Source organism: Serratia sp. TSO36, from assembly GCF_057808395.1.
In genome coordinates this window covers 53865-67384 of the sequence record NZ_JBJZOU010000014.1, presented here as the reverse complement: position 1 = coordinate 67384, position 13520 = coordinate 53865, and the positions used below count along the sequence as shown (strand labels likewise).

Below are 13520 nucleotides of genomic sequence, written 5' to 3'. Positions count from 1 at the left end.
TCACAGCTCGCAGATGGCGTAAGTGCCCTTTCCGGCCGATTTCGCCTGATACATCGCGCCGTCGGCGCGGGTCAGCAGCATCTCCTCCGTCACATCGCCGCGTGGGGAAATGGCCGCGCCGATGCTGGCGGAAAGCCGTACCTTCTGCGGCCCGATCTGCGTAATTGTGGCCAGTTGCGCCAACACGTTTTCGCAAAAATCGCTGACCTCGCGCCGCGGATCCGTCAACGGCCACAGGATCACCGTGAACTCGTCACCGGCCAGACGCGAGACGCTGTGGCGCTCGCCGGCGCAGGCGCTGAGCAACGTGGCGAAGGTTTTCAGGATCGCGTCGCCGAAGTCATGGCCATAGCTGTCGTTAAGGGTTTTGAAGCCGTCGAGATCGATAAACAGCAGCGCCATCTGCCGCTGATGGCAACAGGCCTGCAGCGTGCCCGACAACCGGCGCAGAAACGCGCGGCGGTTGGTCAATCCGGTCAGCATGTCGTGGGTCGCGTCATATTCCAGCCGCTGCTGCAGCCGCTTCAGTTCGGTGATGTCCATGGCGAGAATGTAAAAGCCCTGCGCTTCGCACGGCACCAGCGTGGTGTGGATCATCAGCAGTCCCTGCAGGGTCTGCAGCTCATTCTCAAAACTCACCATTTCGCCCGCGAGGGCCCGTTCGATCATCGGTTTTGCTATCCGATAAACGCTTTCCCCCATGAAATCACGCACCGTCATCCCCCTGAGGCTGGACTCCTCCAGACCGAACCAGGTTTTGTAGGCGCTGTTGGCGAACAGGTAGCGTTCATTGCCGTCGATCTGGCTGATTAAGGCCGGCATGTTGTCGGTAATGGCGCGCAGACGCTCTTTCTCCGCACTGAGCTGATATTCGGCGAGCACGCGGGTTTCAATCTCTTCGTTGAGTTTTTTGACCACCACGTTCAGCTCCCGCGTGCGGGTTTCGACGCGTTCCTCCAGCTCATGCTGCAACGCAAACAGATCGGCCTCGGCCGCCTTGCGCTCGCTGATATCGACGATAACCGAGATGAAATGGTCCGGTTTGCCGTTCGGCAAGCGATTGAGCGCCACCGTCAGCTGCACCCAAACGATCGAGCCGTCGGCGCGGAAATAGCGTTTTTCCATCGAGTAGGTGCTGATTTCATTTTTCAACAGCTGTTGTAGCTTTTCCAGGTCGGTATTGAGATCGAGCGGATAGGTAATGTCCTGGAAGGTGCGATCCATCAGTTCGCGCTCGGAATAGTGCAGCATTTCGCAGATGCGCGGGTTCACCCGCAGCCAATACCCCTGCAGCGAAACCAGCGCCATCCCTACCGCCGCCTGGGCGAAGGTCTGTTCGAACAGGGCCTCCGTGCGCTGCAGGTCGGACTTCAGGTTTTCGGTATAGACGTGGCGCTCAATACTTTGCAGATACTCCTCCACCACGGCGGCGAAATCATGCAGATCGGCCAGTTGTTCCGGGGAAAACGGCTGCGGGTGGCTGTCGATAATGCACAGGGTGCCGAGCGGCAGCCCGTCGAGCGACAGCAGCGGCTGCCCGACGTAGAAACCGATCCTCGGCCCGCCGATCACCAGCGGATTATCGAAAAATCGCGGGTCGTTGGCGGTATCGGGCACCACCAGCGCTTCGCGTTGCAAGATCGCATGGCCGCAAAACGAGATGTTGCGCGGCGTTTCCCGGGCATCCAGACCGTAGCGCGATAAAAACCATTGGCGATCCCGGTCGATCAGCGACACCAGCGCAATGGTTACGCCAAAGTATTTCGCCGCCAGCCGCGTGATGCGATCCAGTTTTTCCACCGAGTTTGAATCCAGCACGTTCAGCGAATTCAATACCGACAGGCGTTCGGCTTCGTTTTCGGGGAAGCAGGGTTCGAGCATGTTCTCTCCCATTGTGTCACCCACGGATCCGGCGCAGCCAGCCGGCGTGAGTCCGTTCGCCCTATCCGTCGGTCAGCGACAAATATCCTTGTCCATCATAGACTCACTCAGTATCAATCCGATTGCGCATTCTCGCCAGCTTTGCCGGCCGGGCCGGCGATGCGTCGGCCTGTTTTTCGCCCTTGGCTTGGCACAGCCCTGCCACACCGGACGCCAATAGGGTCAGCCGGGTCGTCAACAAGGTTTCTCGTTGTTCATTCAGCGTGGCCATCATCAGCTCGATCTCCGCCAGCCGTTCATCGACGCCGCGTATCAACCCATCCTCATAAGCGCTGCCCTGCAGCGCCAGCACCCGTTGGATCGCCTGCAGCGAAAAACCCAGATTCTGGCCGATTTGGATCAGGTGCAAACGCTCCAGCGCGCTGTCGCCGTACACCCGATAGCCGTTGACGCCGCGTACCGGCTTCGGCAACAACCCCAACTGCTCGTAGTAGCGTATCGCCGAGGCGGCCATGCCGGCGCGCTGCGCCAATTCTCCGATCTTCATGCCCTATTGACCTTAAAGTTAACTTTAAACCTAGTATAGCGCCATTCCCCGTACGACAGGAGCGCAAACCGATGTTTACCCCACTGACACTGCCCAACGGCAGCCGTTTATCCAACCGTCTGGCCAAGGCGGCGATGGAAGAAAATCTGGCCGCCCCGGGCCAATTGCCCGGCCCGGCGCTGTGGCGCTTATACCGCTACTGGGCCGAAGGCGGCGCCGGCTTGATCATCACCGGCAACGTGATGATCGACGGCCGCGCCATGACCGGCCCCGGCGGCGTGGTGCTGGAACAGGACACGCCGCTCGCCCCGTTCGAAACCTGGGCCAAGGCCGCGCGCCAGGGCGGCGCGCAGGTGTGGATGCAGCTTAACCACCCGGGCCGGCAGGTGATGGCGAACATGGGCGGTAACGCGTGGGCACCCTCCGCCATCCCGCTGGCGATGGGCAAGCACAGCAAGCTGTTCGCCCAGCCGCAGGCGATGGATGAAACGCAGATCGCCGAGGTGATCGCGCGCTTCGCCGCCAGCGCGCACGCCGCCGAACAGGCCGGTTTTACCGGCGTGGAGATCCACGCGGCGCACGGCTATCTGATTTCCCAGTTTCTCTCGCCGCTGACCAACCAGCGCAACGATCGCTGGGGCGGCGAGTTGGCGAACCGCGCCCGGTTGCTGCTGGAGGTAGTGCGTGCGGTGCGCGAGCGCGTCTCGCCGGGCTTTTGCGTGGCGGTCAAACTGAACTCCGCCGATTTCCAGCGCGGCGGTTTTTCATCGGACGATGCCCGCCAGGTGGTGCTGATGCTGAACGATCTGCCGGTCGATCTGATCGAACTGTCGGGCGGCAGCTACGAAAGCCCGGCGATGCAAGGCGAAACGGCGGACGGCCGCACCCTGGCGCGAGAAGCCTATTTTCTGTCCTTCGCCCGCGATCTTGCCGCGGTGGCTCGCATGCCGGTGATGACCACCGGCGGCATCGCCCGCCCGTCGGTGGCGCAGCGGGTGCTGGACAGCGGCGTTGCGGTTGCCGGCATCGCCACCGCCATGGCGGAAGTGCCCGATCTGCCGCGGCGCTGGCAAACCGGCGCGGCTCCCCATGCGCTGCCTGCCCCGGTCACCTGGCGCAGCAAAGCGATGGCGTCGCTCGCCCGCATGGCGTTGGTCAAGCGCCGGATGCGCGCGCTGAGTGACAATCGGCCGCGCAGCGTGCGCTATTCTCCGCTGTTCACGCTGATCGTCGATCAGTGGCGCACCCGCCGTATCCTGCAGCGCTACCACGCCTGGTTACGGCAACGTTAACGACAACGGCGCCGGCGAACCGGCCGGCGCTGCGTAAAAATCGCGCTTTTTTGATCGCGCTACGTGAAATCTGAGAGAAATCACCGATCTGGATGCTGCGAATTTAACGGTTGGCCATTTATATTCATCACAAATTTTGTGTATATAAACGCTATAGGACTTAAGGTGGTGAATAGATAAAAATAAGCCGCTATTTCCTATTTATGTTATTAATCGGAAATTCACCTTATTAATAAGCGTATTAAAGCTGCCTGCAGGTTGGCGACGGAAAGGATTTTTGTGCCATGTTAACGATATGTTGTTTTTTTACCGGCAAACCAACGGTCAACAAATCAACAACATATTGATGAGCCTAAGAAAAAACCAAACAATTCAAAACAAAATCGGCTATTGAGTCCCGGGCGAAAAAGCCATATATTGGTCGCGCTTTTCACAAGGCAGTTACTTTTCTAATTCATTAATTCAATCGGAGCGTGTTGAGACCTTCGGTTGTAGGAGAGATATGATGACGGATAAAGTCCGTATTGATACTTTAGTTGCAAACTCATTAAACGAAAACAATGAAACCTATTTGGCGCGCCAAGCCGAATTTGAGTCGAATGTTAGGAGTTATCCGCGCAAATTGCCGTTGGCAATTGCGAAAGCCCAGGGCGTTTGGATCACTGATGTTGAGAATAATCAATATCTTGATTGCCTGGCCGGGGCGGGAACGTTGGCTCTTGGACATAATCACCCCGACGTCCTGCAAAGCATCCAAAATGTCATTACCAGCGGCTTGCCGTTACATACTCTCGATCTTACGACCCCGTTAAAAGATCGTTTCTCCGATTACCTGCTCTCTCTGTTGCCGGGTGAAGGCAAACAGTATTGCCTGCAGTTCTGCGGCCCGTCCGGTGCCGATGCGGTGGAAGCCGCGCTGAAGCTGGCGAAAAAGCACACCGGCCGTTCCGGCGTGATCAGCTTCTCCGGCGGTTATCACGGCATGACCCACGGCGCGCTGTCGGTCACCGGCAACCTGTCGCCGAAGGCGGCGATCAACGGCATGATGCCGGAAGTGCAGTTCATGCCTTATCCGCATGAATACCGCTGCCCGCTGGGCATCGGCGGCGAAGCCGGCGTCAAGGCGCTGACCTACTACTTCGACAACCTGATCAACGACGTGGAAAGCGGCGTGCGTAAACCGGCGGCGGTGATCCTGGAAGCCGTTCAGGGCGAAGGCGGCGTTAACCCGGCCCCGGCCGAGTGGCTGCAGCGCATCCGCAAAGTGACGCAGGAGCATGGCATTCTGCTGATCATCGACGAAGTTCAGGCCGGTTTCGCCCGTACGGGCAAGCTGTTCGCCTTCGAACACGCAGGCATCGAGCCGGACATCATCGTGATGTCGAAAGCGGTCGGCGGCGGCTTGCCGCTCGCGGTACTGGGCATCAAGAAAGAGTTTGACGCCTGGGAACCGGGTCATCACACCGGCACCTTCCGCGGCAACCAGCTGGCGATGGCCACCGGCCTGACCACCCTGCAATACCTGAAAGAGCACAAGGTCGCCGACAAAGTGGCCGCGCAGGGCGAATGGCTGAAAGGCAAACTGGCCGAGCTGCAGAAACGGTATCCGGTGATCGGTCACGTCCGCGGCCTGGGCCTGATGATCGGCATCGAGATCGTCAAGCCGAACGAAGCGCAGGATCACATGGGCTGCTACCCGGCCGATGGCGAACTGTCTGCGCTGCTGCAGAAGAAATGCTTCGAATCCGGCCTGATCCTGGAGCGCGGCGGGCGCAACGGCTGCGTGCTGCGTCTGCTGCCTTCGCTGCTGATCACCAACGATGAGCTGGGTATTTTCCTGGATAAATTTGAGCAGGCGCTGTTGGCCGCCGGCGTCAAGCCAGTCTGATTGGAGCGAATGACCGCGATGTCCAAGTTAAACCCGATTCTGGCTTCCTCGGCGCACAGCGCCGAGGCTTACCGCCAGGCGATCGCGCAGAGCAGTGAAGCCGTCGTGCAGTGGCTGCAACAGCCCGAGATGTATCAGGGCAAAAGCGTGGCCGAACTGCGCGAGCGCATCAAGCTCGACTTCACCCCGCAAGGCCTGGGCAACCAGGCGGCGATCGATCGTGCCATCGAGTACTTTTTGAAAGACAGCCTGTCGGTGCACCACCCGCAGTGCGTGGCGCACCTGCACTGCCCGAGCCTGGTGATTAGCCAGGCCGCCGAAGTGCTGATCAACGCCACCAACCAGAGCATGGATTCCTGGGATCAAAGCCCGTCGGCCACGCTGATCGAAATGAAGCTGATCGAGTGGCTGCGTGCCCAGGTCGGTTACCCGCCCGGCGACGCCGGGGTGTTCACCAGCGGCGGCACCCAGAGCAACCTGATGGGGCTGATGCTGGCGCGCGATGCGTTCTTCGCGCGTCAGGGCCACTCCGTGCAGCAGGACGGCCTGGTGGGCGATCTGAGCAAGCTGAAGGTGTTCTGTTCTGAAAACGCCCACTTCTCGGTGCAGAAGAACATGGCGCTGATGGGCCTCGGCTATCAGTCCGTCACCCTGGTGAAAACCGATCGCTTCGCCCGTATGGACGTGAACGACCTGGCGGAAAAACTGGCGCAGGCCAAGGCCAACGGCGAGCAGGTGATGGCGATTGTCGCCACCGCCGGCACCACCGACGCCGGTGCCATTGACCCGCTGCGCGACATCGCTCGGCTGGCGGCGGAGCAGCAGATTTGGGTGCACGTGGATGCGGCCTGGGGCGGCGCGCTGCTGCTTTCCGAGCAGTACCGCGACTACCTGAACGGCCTGGAACTGGTGGACTCCATTACCCTGGACTTCCACAAGCAGTTCTTCCAGACCATCAGCTGCGGGGCCTTCTTGCTGAAAGACGAGCGTCACTATGAGCTGATGCGCTATCAGGCAGCCTACCTGAACTCCGAGTTCGACGAAGCGCAAGGCGTGCCGAACCTGGTGTCCAAGTCGCTGCAGACCACCCGCCGCTTCGATGCGTTGAAGCTGTGGATGGGGCTGGAAGCGCTGGGGCAGAAGCAATACGCCGAGATCATCGATCATGGCGTGACGCTGGCGCAACAGGTGGCGCGTTACATCGCCGATCAGGAATCGCTGGAACTGGTGATGCAGCCGCAGCTGGCCAGCGTGCTGTTCCGCTACCGTCCGGCGCAGCTGGCGGCGAACGGCGACGCGGCCGTCGCCCTGTTCAACCAGCGCATCGGCGACGCCCTGCTGGAATCGGGCCGCGCCAACGTCGGCGTGACCGAGTTCGATGGCGTAACCTGCCTGAAGATGACGTTGCTGAACCCGATCGTGACGCTGGAAGACATCAAGCTGTTGCTGGCGCTGGTCGAGAAAACCGCGCAGCAGCTGCCGGCGTAACGTCGCGCAGTCTGCCACTCAAGCCGATAACCTCCGTTATCGGCTTTTTTATTGCTCATCAGATCGCAGGAGACGCAGCGTTTACGCTGATATACTGCATCAAACGCCTTCTCTCTTTCCAGCCCACAGGATACGCACGCATGACCGACCCTGATTTCAACCTGTTGATCGCGCTCGATGCGCTGCTGACGGCGGGCAGTGTCGTCGGCGCCGCACGGCGTCTCGGTTTAAGCGCTTCGGCGATGAGCCGCACCCTCAACCGATTGCGCGCGGCCACCGGCGATCCCCTGCTGGTTCGCGCCGGCCGTCATATGGTGCTGACGCCCTATGCCGAAACGCTGCGCGAGCGGACGCGAAATACGGCATTCGAAGCGCGGGCGCTGCTGCGCCCAGCGCAGGGAGCATTAGATCCTGCCGAGCTGGATCGTACCTTCACGCTGCGCGCCAACGACGGCTTCGTCGAAGCCTTCGGCCCGGCGCTGATCGCCGCCGCTGCCGAACAGGCGCCGCGGGTGCGGCTGCGCTTTGCGCCCAAGCCGGAGAAAAGCGACCGCCCGCTGCGTGAAGGGCTGGTCGATCTGGAGATAGGCGTGCTGGGTGACATGGGCCCGGAAATCCGCCTGCAGGCGCTGTTTCGCGATCGCTTCGTCGGCGTGATGAGAACCTCACACCCGCTTGCGCAGCAGCCGGAGATCGGCGCCGCCGACTACATCGCCTGCGGCCACGTGGTGGCCTCGCGCAGCGGGCGCATTCTCGGGCCGGTAGACGCCGCGCTGGCGGAACTGGGGCTGACGCGCCAGATTGCCGCCGTGGTGCCGAGTTTTCCGGCCGCGCTGGCGGTGGCGCAGGCCTCGAACCTGCTGGCGCTGTTGCCCGCCTCCTTCCTGCACGCTCAACCGGCCGACGGCCCGCTGCGCGTCTTTGAGCTGCCGGTGAAAACGCCGCCCATTACCGTGTCGCAAATGTGGCACCCGCGCTTGGACGCCGAGGCGGATCACCGCTGGCTGCGGCAGCTGGTGTTGGGCGTTTGTCGTTAAAGAAAAACGGAGTGACATCGTCACTCCGTTCATAATCGTAAAGTAAACAGCGAAGGTTTAAACAGATAATGGGAATTTCAGGAGGAATATCCCTGAAACTCCACGGTCACTGCGCATTAGTTATTGCAATGGCCGCCCTTGGCAAGTTTTACCGCAGCTTTAGAGATAACACGTTTGCCTTCGTCTTCTGTCGATTGACTCAGACCGGCACCACCGACGAATACCCCCATCTTAATGTATTGTCTTACGAAGTAATTCTTCCCCGCTTCGGTATAGATGGAAAGATCGTTAGGAGAAAATTCAGATTCGGTAGAGATTTTATGCTGTTGTCCGCCGTCAACCTGGGTATAGAAAAACGTTTTATCCGCGGTCTCCCCCACGCATTTGCCGTCAAGATAAACATCTTTCTTCAGCGCCTTGCCGACAAAGCTGTCACGATAAATATAGAGGCCCGCTTTGTTTTCATCCAGCGCCGGGAAGCTTTTAGCGTGCGCTGATTCTTGATCTGTTGCGAGGGGGATGCTTGCACACCCGCTTAACAATAATGCGCTCGCCAGTGAGGCGCAGAGGAGTAGTCTTTTGGTCATGAAAAATCCTTCGGTATAAAAATGAAGCAAGGAACAACGCTTAATACACTGTGAACATTTAATTATCACATTGAAAATAACTAACAGTTATTATATTGATGGTGGATAAATTCATTTTCAAACAGTGAGTTAGGGGAGGAATCGTGCCCAACACACACGCGATGACGATATTGCCATAAATAAAATTTGATTCAAGAATCAATGTCTAAAATATTACAGAATCATCAATTTAATTGGCCTAATCAACGCTGATTCGCACGTTTAAACTTCCTTGGCCACTGGCCGAAAATAATTTCGTTCAGGTTAATCTCCGTATGTCCACTGCATTCAGAATCTCCCCGCTGCGGGGGGGTTGTTCCCCCTCGCGCGATGGGAGAACATAGCGTTCACGATGCCTGACTCAGTGAAACGCTCATGACGCTTCCCCCTCTCTGGCCGGTATTCGACGGCCATAACGACCTGCTGCTCAACCTGTGGCTGCAGCACGACGACGATCCGGCCGCCGCCTTCTATTCCCGCGTCACGCCGGGCCACCTCGATTTCTCCCGCATGCGGCGCGGCGGATTTTTCGGCGGACTGTTCGCGGTATTTATTCCCCCGGTCAGCTATATCGCCCAGATGCGCAACCAAACGCAGGACGAGGCGCAGGCCGCCTTCGATCCGCTGGCGATCGCCGAACGGCAGATCGCCATCCTGCAGCAGTTGGAGCAGGCTTCTCAGGGGCGGCTGCGCATCTGCCGCACCGCCACCGAGATAGAACAGTGCCGCCTCAACCGGCAAATTGCCGCGGTGCTGCATATCGAAGGCGCCGGCATGATCGACGCGGAGCTGACGCAGCTGGAGGCCTTTTACCGGCTGGGCGTGCGCAGCATCGGGCCATTCTGGAATCTGCCGAACGCCTTCGGCACCGGCGTCAGCGGGCCGTTCCCCGGCTCACCCGATACCGGCCCCGGCCTGACGCCGGCCGGCGAGGCGCTGATCCGCGCCTGCAACCGCCGCCGCATCATGATCGACGTCTCGCACATGAACGAGAAAACCTTCTGGCAAACCGCCGCGCTGAGCAACGCGCCGCTGGTCGCCACCCACTCCAACGCCCACGCCCTCTGCCCCCAGCCGCGCAACCTGACCGACGCACAGCTGGGCGCCATCGTCCAGAGCGGCGGGATGGTCGGCGTCAATTTCGGCACCGCCTTCCTGCGTGCGGACGGTAAACGTGACAGTGCAACAACCAGCTTAACAGAAATTGTTAAACACGTTGAGTATTTGATCGCTAAACTTGGTGAAGATCGCGTGGGATTTGGCTCTGATTTTGACGGGGTCAACGTACCGCAACCGCTGGAGGACGCCGCTGGCCTGCCGCGCCTGACGCAAGCGCTGGCGCAGGCCGGGTTCGATAACCGGTTGCTGGAGAAGCTGACCTGGCGCAACTGGCTGAACGCGCTCACTGCCGCCTGGGGTGAATAACCCGGTTACGCTTTAAAGGTTGCGATCTCCGTCACATTTCGCCAACATTGGGTCGGCCGAATGCGAACGTTTCTCATTGGGTTCGACTTATTACGATGCATGCAAAGGAGCACCGCTATGACTACCTGGACTAAACCTGAGTTTGTTGATCTGCGTCTGGGGCTGGAAGTGACGCTGTACATTTCCAACCGTTAATCGCCCGTCTGCCCGCCTTTCGCGCGGGCATTTCTTTCCTTCTTTTCTGGTTTAGACATGCAGATAAAAGTTCTCGGCTCGGCGGCGGGCGGCGGCTTTCCCCAGTGGAATTGCAACTGCGACAACTGTCGGGGCGTTCGCGACCACAGCATCAGCGCCACGCGCCGCACCCAGTCCTCCATCGCCGTCAGCGACGACGGTAAAAACTGGGTACTGTGCAACGTTTCCCCGGACATTTGCCATCAGCTGCTGGCCTCGCCCGAATTGAATAATCCCGAGGTGCTGCGCGGCACCGGCATCGGCGCGATCGTGTTGACCGACAGCCAGATCGATCACAGCGCGGGCTTGCTCAATTTGCGCGAGGGCTGCCCGCATCACGTCTGGTGCACCCCTGAAGTGCATGACGATCTCAGCACCGGTTTCCCGGTGTTTCCCATGCTCTCACACTGGAACGGCGGCCTGATTCACCACCCGGTGACGCCCGGCAAGCCGTTCCGCACGGCGGTCTGCCCGAACGTGCGCTTTACCGCCATTCCGCTGCTCAGCAACGCGCCGCCCTATTCGCCGTACCGCGATCGCCCGCTGCCGGGCCACAACGTGGCGCTGTTTATCGAAGATACCGCGCGCGGGGTCGGGCTGCTGTACGCGCCGGGCCTGGGTGAGCCGGACGAGGCGCTACTGCCGTGGCTGCGCCGCGCGGACTGCCTGCTGATCGACGGCACGCTGTGGCGCGACAACGAGCTGGCCAACGCCGGCGTGGGCCGCAATACCGGCAAGGACATGGGGCATCTGGCGCTGGCGGAAGAACACGGGCTGGCGGCCCTGCTCGCCACCTTGCCCGCCAGGCGCAAAATCCTGATCCACATAAACAATACCAACCCTATCCTCAATGAAGACTCGGTAGAGCGGCAAAGCCTGACCGCCGCCGGCATTGAAGTGAGCTGGGACGGCATGAATATCGAACTGTAGGGAACCGCCATGACGCAACCACTGCCCCTGACTCCGCCGGCATTTGAAGCGGCGCTGCGCGCCAAGGGCGCTTATTACCATATCCACCACCCGTACCACATCGCGATGCACAACGGCGAAGCGACCCGCGAACAGATCCAGGGCTGGGTGGCCAACCGGTTCTACTACCAGACCAGCATTCCGATCAAAGACGCGGCGATCATGGCCAACTGCCCACAGCCGGAAACCCGCCGCAAATGGGTGCAGCGCATCCTGGATCACGATGGCTACGGCGGCAGCGAAGGCGGCATCGAAGCCTGGCTGCGCCTGGGCGAAGCCGTCGGGCTGCAGCGCGACGCCCTGCTCTCTGAAGAATTGGTGCTGCCGGGCGTGCGCTTCGCGGTGGACGCCTACGTCAATTTCGCGCGCCGCGCCTGCTGGCAGGAAGCGGCCTGCAGCTCGCTGACCGAACTGTTCGCGCCGCAAATCCACCAATCGCGCCTCGACAGCTGGCCGCAGCACTACCCGTGGATCGACGCCGCCGGCTACGACTATTTCCGCAGCCGCCTCGGCCAGGCCAACCGCGATGTGGAACACGGCCTGGCGCTGGCGCTGGACTATTGCGACACCGTAGAAAAACAGCAGCGCATGCTGGAGATCCTGCAGTTCAAGCTGGACATTCTGTGGAGCATGCTGGACGCCATGAGCATGGCCTATACCCTGAACCGCCCGCCTTACCACAGCGTGACCACCGCGCGGGTATGGCACAACCAGAGGCTGGTGTAATGACGCTGAACCCTGAACATACCCCCGTCTTCCGTCGCGGCTACCGCCTGCAATGGGAGCAAGTGCAAAACAGCCACGTGATCCTCTACCCGGAAGGCATGGCCAAGCTGAACGACAGCGCCGCCGCCATCTTGCAGCTGGTCGACGGCAACACCACGCTGAACGGCATCATCGCCCAGTTGAACGCCCGCTTCCCCGGCGCCGAAGGGCTGGCGGAAGACGTGCTGGAGTTTTTCCAGCGCGCCTACGAACAAAAATGGGTGACCTTCCGTGACTGAAGCACGCGCGCCGGCGGTGAACCCGCCGCTCTGGCTGCTGGCGGAGCTGACCTACCGCTGCCCGCTGCAGTGTCCGTATTGCTCCAACCCGCTCGATTTCGCCGCGCAGGAAAAAGAGCTGACCACCGCGCAGTGGATCGAGGTGTTTCGCCAGGCGCGGGCGATGGGCAGCGTGCAGCTCGGTTTTTCCGGCGGCGAGCCGCTGGTGCGTAAAGACCTGCCCGAGCTGATCGCCGCCGCGCGCGAGCTCGGCTTTTATACCAACCTGATCACCTCCGGCATCGGCCTGACCGAGAAGAAACTGCAGACCTTCGCCGACGCCGGGCTGGATCATATCCAGATCAGTTTTCAGGCCAGCGATGAAACGCTGAACGCCGCGCTGGCGGGCTCCGCCAAGGCGTTTCAGCAGAAGCTGGCCATGGCCAGGGCGGTCAAGGCGCTCGGCTATCCGATGGTGCTCAACTTCGTGCTGCATCGCCATAATATCGGCCAGATCGACCGCATTATCGAACTGGCGATCCAGCTGGACGCCGACGACGTCGAGCTGGCGACCTGCCAGTTCTACGGCTGGGCGCACCTCAACCGCGAGGGCCTGCTGCCGACCCGCGAGCAGATCGCCGACGCGGAAGCGGTGGTGAAACGCTACCGCGAGCGCATGGCCATCGACGGCAAGCTGGCCAACCTGCTGTTCGTCACGCCGGACTACTACGAGGAGCGCCCCAAAGGCTGCATGGGCGGCTGGGGTGCCATCTTCATGAGCGTGACGCCGGAAGGCATGGCGTTACCCTGTCACAGCGCTCGTCAGTTACCGATCGCCTTCCCGTCGGTGCTGGAGCACGATCTGCAGCATATCTGGTACCACTCGTTCGGCTTTAACCGCTATCGCGGCTATGACTGGATGCCGGAGCCGTGCCGTTCCTGCTCGGAGAAAGAACAAGACTACGGCGGCTGCCGCTGCCAGGCGTTCATGCTGACCGGCAACGCCGACAACGCCGACCCGGTGTGTGGCAAATCGCCCCACCACGGCACCATTCTGGCGGCGCGGGAAGCGGCGAATCGCTCGCAGATCGGTATCGATCAGCTGCGTTTTCGCAATCAGGCCAACTCCCGTCTGATCTTCAAGGGTTGA

At 60.5% G+C, this 13520-nt stretch carries 13 protein-coding genes; 10 read left to right on the top strand and 3 right to left on the bottom strand.

From position 1 onward, the window contains the following. Entirely contained in the window at window positions 1-1881 is a 1881-nt protein-coding gene (locus ACK3CV_RS12705; protein WP_164141050.1) for a diguanylate cyclase domain-containing protein, read from the bottom strand. 103 nt (window positions 1882-1984) lie between these two features. After that, on the bottom strand, window positions 1985-2428 hold the full coding sequence (locus tag ACK3CV_RS12700; RefSeq protein ID WP_033634541.1) for a MerR family transcriptional regulator: 444 nt from the start codon (window positions 2426-2428) through the stop codon (window positions 1985-1987). A 71-nt stretch (window positions 2429-2499) separates the two neighbouring features. Between ACK3CV_RS12700 and ACK3CV_RS12695 the strand changes: the two genes are divergently transcribed. The 4 genes from ACK3CV_RS12695 (at window position 2500) to ACK3CV_RS12680 (ending at window position 8133) form a co-directional block, all read left to right on the top strand. Continuing rightward, entirely contained in the window at window positions 2500-3720 is a 1221-nt protein-coding gene (locus tag ACK3CV_RS12695) for an NADH:flavin oxidoreductase/NADH oxidase family protein (protein WP_164141052.1), read from the top strand. A 505-nt stretch (window positions 3721-4225) separates the two neighbouring features. Then, window positions 4226-5608, top strand: coding sequence for a diaminobutyrate--2-oxoglutarate transaminase (locus ACK3CV_RS12690; RefSeq protein ID WP_164141053.1), 1383 nt, complete (start codon window positions 4226-4228; stop codon window positions 5606-5608). An 18-nt stretch (window positions 5609-5626) separates the two neighbouring features. Next, on the top strand, window positions 5627-7096 hold the full coding sequence (locus ACK3CV_RS12685; RefSeq protein ID WP_164141056.1) for a pyridoxal phosphate-dependent decarboxylase family protein: 1470 nt from the start codon (window positions 5627-5629) through the stop codon (window positions 7094-7096). 140 nt (window positions 7097-7236) lie between these two features. Then, entirely contained in the window at window positions 7237-8133 is an 897-nt protein-coding gene (locus ACK3CV_RS12680) for a LysR family transcriptional regulator (protein WP_164141058.1), read from the top strand. A gap of 116 nt (window positions 8134-8249) precedes the next feature. Here the strand turns inward: ACK3CV_RS12680 and ACK3CV_RS12675 are convergent, their stop codons facing one another. Beyond that, on the bottom strand, window positions 8250-8720 hold the full coding sequence (locus ACK3CV_RS12675; protein WP_101455600.1) for a DUF2846 domain-containing protein: 471 nt from the start codon (window positions 8718-8720) through the stop codon (window positions 8250-8252). Between the two features lie 414 nt (window positions 8721-9134). Between ACK3CV_RS12675 and ACK3CV_RS12670 the strand changes: the two genes are divergently transcribed. The 6 genes from ACK3CV_RS12670 to pqqE all read left to right on the top strand — a co-directional run bounded on the left by ACK3CV_RS12670 (window position 9135) and on the right by pqqE (window position 13520). Further along, window positions 9135-10184 carry a dipeptidase gene (locus tag ACK3CV_RS12670; RefSeq protein WP_164141060.1) on the top strand — a complete coding sequence of 350 codons (1050 nt, stop codon included), beginning with the start codon at window positions 9135-9137 and terminating at the stop codon, window positions 10182-10184. A gap of 117 nt (window positions 10185-10301) precedes the next feature. After that, window positions 10302-10379, top strand: a complete 78-nt coding sequence (gene pqqA, locus ACK3CV_RS12665; protein ID WP_004937827.1) for a pyrroloquinoline quinone precursor peptide PqqA — start codon at window positions 10302-10304, stop codon at window positions 10377-10379. A 57-nt stretch (window positions 10380-10436) separates the two neighbouring features. Further along, window positions 10437-11348 carry a pyrroloquinoline quinone biosynthesis protein PqqB gene (gene pqqB / locus ACK3CV_RS12660; RefSeq protein WP_164141062.1) on the top strand — a complete coding sequence of 304 codons (912 nt, stop codon included), beginning with the start codon at window positions 10437-10439 and terminating at the stop codon, window positions 11346-11348. Window positions 11349-11357: 9 nt separating this feature from the next. Then, window positions 11358-12113 carry a pyrroloquinoline-quinone synthase PqqC gene (pqqC, locus tag ACK3CV_RS12655; RefSeq protein ID WP_039566149.1) on the top strand — a complete coding sequence of 252 codons (756 nt, stop codon included), beginning with the start codon at window positions 11358-11360 and terminating at the stop codon, window positions 12111-12113. Further along, window positions 12113-12391: a pyrroloquinoline quinone biosynthesis peptide chaperone PqqD gene (gene pqqD, locus ACK3CV_RS12650; RefSeq protein WP_033634534.1), complete on the top strand. Its 279-nt coding sequence runs from the start codon at window positions 12113-12115 to the stop codon at window positions 12389-12391. The genes pqqC and pqqD overlap by 1 nt, the downstream gene beginning before the upstream one ends. Continuing rightward, window positions 12384-13520, top strand: coding sequence for a pyrroloquinoline quinone biosynthesis protein PqqE (gene pqqE / locus ACK3CV_RS12645; RefSeq protein WP_033634533.1), 1137 nt, complete (start codon window positions 12384-12386; stop codon window positions 13518-13520). The genes pqqD and pqqE overlap by 8 nt, the downstream gene beginning before the upstream one ends.

Bases quoted from the DNA above. Each gene is read 5' to 3' on its own strand.
- ACK3CV_RS12680 (WP_164141058.1), top strand. From the start codon at position 7,237: ATGACCGACCCTGATTTCAACCTGTTGATCGCGCTCGATGCGCTGCTG.
- pqqA (WP_004937827.1), top strand. From the start codon at position 10,302: ATGACTACCTGGACTAAACCTGAGTTTGTTGATCTGCGTCTGGGGCTG.
- pqqB (WP_164141062.1), top strand. From the start codon at position 10,437: ATGCAGATAAAAGTTCTCGGCTCGGCGGCGGGCGGCGGCTTTCCCCAG.
- ACK3CV_RS12685 (WP_164141056.1), top strand. From the start codon at position 5,627: ATGTCCAAGTTAAACCCGATTCTGGCTTCCTCGGCGCACAGCGCCGAG.
- ACK3CV_RS12700 (WP_033634541.1), bottom strand. From the start codon at position 2,428: ATGAAGATCGGAGAATTGGCGCAGCGCGCCGGCATGGCCGCCTCGGCG.
- ACK3CV_RS12670 (WP_164141060.1), top strand. From the start codon at position 9,135: ATGACGCTTCCCCCTCTCTGGCCGGTATTCGACGGCCATAACGACCTG.
- pqqD (WP_033634534.1), top strand. From the start codon at position 12,113: ATGACGCTGAACCCTGAACATACCCCCGTCTTCCGTCGCGGCTACCGC.
- ACK3CV_RS12705 (WP_164141050.1), bottom strand. From the start codon at position 1,881: ATGCTCGAACCCTGCTTCCCCGAAAACGAAGCCGAACGCCTGTCGGTA.
- ACK3CV_RS12675 (WP_101455600.1), bottom strand. From the start codon at position 8,720: ATGACCAAAAGACTACTCCTCTGCGCCTCACTGGCGAGCGCATTATTG.
- pqqC (WP_039566149.1), top strand. From the start codon at position 11,358: ATGACGCAACCACTGCCCCTGACTCCGCCGGCATTTGAAGCGGCGCTG.
- ACK3CV_RS12695 (WP_164141052.1), top strand. From the start codon at position 2,500: ATGTTTACCCCACTGACACTGCCCAACGGCAGCCGTTTATCCAACCGT.
- ACK3CV_RS12690 (WP_164141053.1), top strand. From the start codon at position 4,226: ATGACGGATAAAGTCCGTATTGATACTTTAGTTGCAAACTCATTAAAC.